Raw genomic sequence first — 3,719 nt, 5'->3', positions numbered from 1 at the left:
CTCAGGCGCAGGCCGACGCCGGGCGCCGAGCAGCCAGCAGGTGCCCGGTCACCCGCGTCCGCGGCCCGGCCCGGCTCGCCACGAGCTGACTGGCGGCGCACGACAGGCCCGGACGCTCTCTCGGTGTCGCCCGCCGCCAGTCTCAGGCGCAGCCGGACGCGGCCAGAAGGTGCCCGGTCACCCGCACCCGCGGCCACGAACTGCCCGCCACGGGCTGACTGGCGGCGCACGACACGGCCGGACGCGTTCGCGGTGTCGCCCGCCGCCAGTCTCACGCACAGCCCGACGCCGAGCGGCTAGGAACCGCCCGGCGGGTCAGAGCTTCTCGACCGGCGCGTAGCGGAGCAACAGCCGCTTGACACCCTCGGAGCCGAAGTCGATCGAGGCGACCGACTTGTCGCCGGCCCCCTCGAGGGTGACGACGGTGCCCATCCCGAACGAGTCGTGCAGCACGCGGTCGCCGGGGTCGAGCGACGGGATCTCGCGAGCCGGCTTGGCCTTGGACATCGCGTCGGCGCGGGCCGCGGCGGAGGAGAAGTTGCGACGCCCGGCGGCCGTCGGCGCACCGAGGCGGGCCGGGGAGTTGGCAGCGAGGTCGGGGCGGCCCCAGCGGGTCTGGGCCTGGGCGGTACGCCGCCAGTCGACGAGGTCGACCGGGAGCTCGTCGAGGAACCTGCTCGCCGGGTTGTGGGCGGGCGCCCCCCACGCGGAGCGCACCATCGCTCGCGAGACGTAGAGGCGCTCCCGGGCGCGGGTCACCCCGACATAGGCCAGCCGGCGCTCCTCCTCCAGCTCGGGCTGGTCGCCGAGGGAGCGCTGGTGCGGGAAGACACCGTCCTCGAGGCCGGTCAGGAACACCACCGGGAACTCGAGGCCCTTGGCGGTGTGCAGGGTCATCAGGGTGACGACGCCGACGTCCTCGCCGTCGGGGGCGTCGGGGATCTGGTCGGCGTCGGCGACCAGGGCCACCCGCTCGAGGAAGTCGCCGAGCCCGACCGAGACGGTGCCGGCCTCGATGTCGGCCGGGTCGGCGCTGGGGCCGGGCTGCGGGTCGTCGGCGAACTCGCGGGCCACGGCCACGAGCTCGGCGAGGTTCTCCACGCGGGTGGCGTCCTGCGGGTCGTCGCTGGCCTCGAGCTCGGAGAGGTAGCCCGAGCGCTCGAGCACCGACTCGAGCACCACGTCGGGTCGCTCCCCCGCGTCGACCATCGACTGGAGCTCCTGGACCATCGCGACGAAGCCCTGGATGTTCTTGAGGCTGCGGGTCGCCAGCCCAGGCGCCTGGTCGGCACGGACCAGCGCGTCCCAGAACGTGATGCGCTCCCGCTCGGCGAGGGCCTGCACGCACGCCTCGGCCCGCTCCCCGATGCCGCGCTTGGGGGTGTTGAGGACCCGGCGCACCGAGATCTGGTCGGCGGTGTTGACCAACATCCGCAGGTAGGCCAGCGCGTCGCGGACCTCGCGGCGCTCGTAGAAGCGCACCCCGCCCACCACCTTGTAGGGCTGGCCGGTGCGGATGAACACCTCCTCGAAGACACGCGACTGCGCGTTGGTGCGGTAGAAGACGGCCACGTCGGACGGCTTGCGACCGTCGTCGACGAGCCGGTCGACCTCCTCGCTGACGAAGCGGGCCTCGTCGTGCTCGTCGTCGGCGACGTAGCCCACGATCCGCTCGCCGTCGCCGGCGTCGGACCACAGCCGCTTCTCCTTGCGGCTCGCGTTGTTGGAGATGACCGAGTTGGCCGCGGTGAGGATGGTCTGGGTCGAGCGGTAGTTCTGCTCGAGCATGATCGAGACGGCGTCGGGGAAGTCCTGCTCGAAGTCCATGATGTTGCGGATGTTGGCGCCGCGGAACGCGTAGATCGACTGGTCGGCGTCACCGACCACCATCAGCTCGCTCGGCTCCTCGCCGGGACGGTCGCCCCGCTCCGGGTCGTGGCCGCAGAGCTGGTGGATGAGGGCGTACTGCGCGTGGTTGGTGTCCTGGTACTCGTCGACCAGCACGTGGCGGAAACGGCGGCGGTAGTTCTGCCGGATGTCGGGGAACGCCTGGAACAGGTGCACGGTGAGCATGATCAGGTCGTCGAAGTCGAGGGCGTTGGCCTCGCGCAGGCGGCGCTGGTAGGCGGTGTACGCCGCGGCGTAGGCCTCCTCGAAGCCGTTGCGGGCGTCCTTGGCGGCCTCGTCGGGGTCGCGCAGCTCGTTCTTGTGGTTGCTCACCCAGTGCAGCACCGCACCCGGCTGGTGGCGCTTGGGATCGAGCTCGAGGTCCTTGAGCACCAGGGTCATCAGCCGCTTGGAGTCGGCGGCGTCGTAGATGGAGAAGTTGGACTTGAAGCCCAGCCCGCCGGTGTTGAGCGCGGTGATCTCCTTGCGCAGGATCCGCACGCAGGCGGAGTGGAAGGTGCTGACCCACATGATCCGGGCGCGCTTGCCGACGAGGTCCTCGACGCGCTCCTTCATCTCCGCGGCGGCCTTGTTGGTGAAGGTGATCGCCAGGATCGAGCCGGGGTGCGCCTTGCGCTCGGAGATCAGCCAGGCGATGCGCCGGGTCAGCACCCGGGTCTTGCCCGAGCCGGCGCCGGCGACCACCAGCAGGGGGGCACCGGCGTGCACGACCGCCGCCGCCTGGGGCTCGTTGAGACCCTCGAGCAGCTCGTCGCGCGACGGGCCGCGCCGGGTGCTGCGGGGCTCCTCGGCGGGCGGGGCGGACTCGAAGCCGGGCAGCGGGAAGGGGATGCTCATCTCGACCCCAACCCTACGTCGGGGAGGGGACAGTGCCGGCCCCTAGGAGCTGGCCAGCCCGGTGAGGTGCGTCATCCACCAGTGCCCGTCCTCGTGCGGTCGCCCCAGTCCGGGTCGTCCTGGTCGAAGCACCGGGTCACGGCCAGGTCGGCCCCGTCGTCGACGAGGTCGAAGACCGTGCCCATCCCGAGCCCCTCGGGGCCCCGCGTCTCCCCGGCGGCCCACCGCGAGACGACGCCCGAGTCGCGGTCGCGTCGCTCGGCGGCCGACGCCAGCACCGCGGCGGCGTACGGCGAGGGCATGATCGACGCCGCCAGCACCGCCGGGCGGCCGTCGTGTCAGCGCGGTCAGGCGGCGTGGGCGGGCGACCAGAAGATGGCCACCGCGATGTTGGCCACCGTCAGGAGCAGCAGGCCCACCCAGAGGCCCTGCGGGATGGAGGGCTTGCGCACGTTGGCCATGACGAGGACCAGGAGCACCAGGGCGACGGCGAACTTCACCGCGATCTTCGCGTGGTCCACCGCCGTGTCCCCCGACTCGAGCACGCCGACGAGCAGCAGGCCGGTCAGGAACGCGGTGCCGATGCCGTCACGCATGGCGGCGTTGACCGTCTTGTCGGCGTCGCGCGCCTGGACGACGAGACCGCCGAGGAGCGCGGCGAAGCCGAGGACGTGCAGGAACAGCAGGACCAGCCGGAGGGTCTCCATGGCGGCACCCTAGCGGCGGTGTGCCCTCAGGCCTTGCGCGGCTTGCGGGGCTTGGGTCGCACGACCAGGACCGGGCAGGGCGCGTAGTGCTGCACCCGCTGCGCGGTGCTGCCGACGAGCACGCTCTCGCTGAGGCCGCGGCCGCCGGCGGCCACGACGACCAGCCCGGCGCCGTACTGGGTGGCGGCCTTGATGATCTCGTTGGCCGGCGAGCCACTGCGGACACGCTGGTGGACGGTGGGCCCCCAGCCGTCGAACTCGGCGGCC

General features: G+C 72.5%; 4 protein-coding genes. All 4 read right to left on the bottom strand.

Going from position 1 to position 3,719, the window contains the following annotated elements:
- Positions 1-315 precede the first annotated feature (315 nt).
- On the bottom strand, positions 316-2,745 hold the full coding sequence (gene pcrA / locus ACXJKL_RS16920) for a DNA helicase PcrA (RefSeq protein ID WP_457208186.1): 2,430 nt from the start codon (positions 2,743-2,745) through the stop codon (positions 316-318).
- Positions 2,746-2,816: 71 nt separating this feature from the next.
- Positions 2,817-3,047 (bottom strand): hypothetical protein, encoded by a 231-nt coding sequence (locus tag ACXJKL_RS16915; RefSeq protein WP_457208185.1) that lies wholly within the window; start codon positions 3,045-3,047, stop codon positions 2,817-2,819.
- Positions 3,048-3,092: 45 nt separating this feature from the next.
- Positions 3,093-3,452 carry a hypothetical protein gene (locus ACXJKL_RS16910; protein ID WP_457208184.1) on the bottom strand — a complete coding sequence of 120 codons (360 nt, stop codon included), beginning with the start codon at positions 3,450-3,452 and terminating at the stop codon, positions 3,093-3,095.
- Positions 3,453-3,478: 26 nt separating this feature from the next.
- The coding region (locus ACXJKL_RS16905) for a universal stress protein (RefSeq protein WP_457208183.1) at positions 3,479-3,719 on the bottom strand (241 nt) is incomplete at its 5' end.

It is taken from the genome of Nocardioides sp. P5_C9_2 (assembly GCF_054049555.1).
The sequence above is the reverse complement of the archived record's forward strand: the minus strand, read 5'-3'. Positions and strand labels throughout refer to the sequence as shown.

Bases quoted from the DNA above. Each gene is read 5' to 3' on its own strand.
- pcrA (WP_457208186.1), bottom strand. From the start codon at position 2,745: ATGAGCATCCCCTTCCCGCTGCCCGGCTTCGAGTCCGCCCCGCCCGCC.
- ACXJKL_RS16915 (WP_457208185.1), bottom strand. From the start codon at position 3,047: ATGCCCTCGCCGTACGCCGCCGCGGTGCTGGCGTCGGCCGCCGAGCGA.
- ACXJKL_RS16910 (WP_457208184.1), bottom strand. From the start codon at position 3,452: ATGGAGACCCTCCGGCTGGTCCTGCTGTTCCTGCACGTCCTCGGCTTC.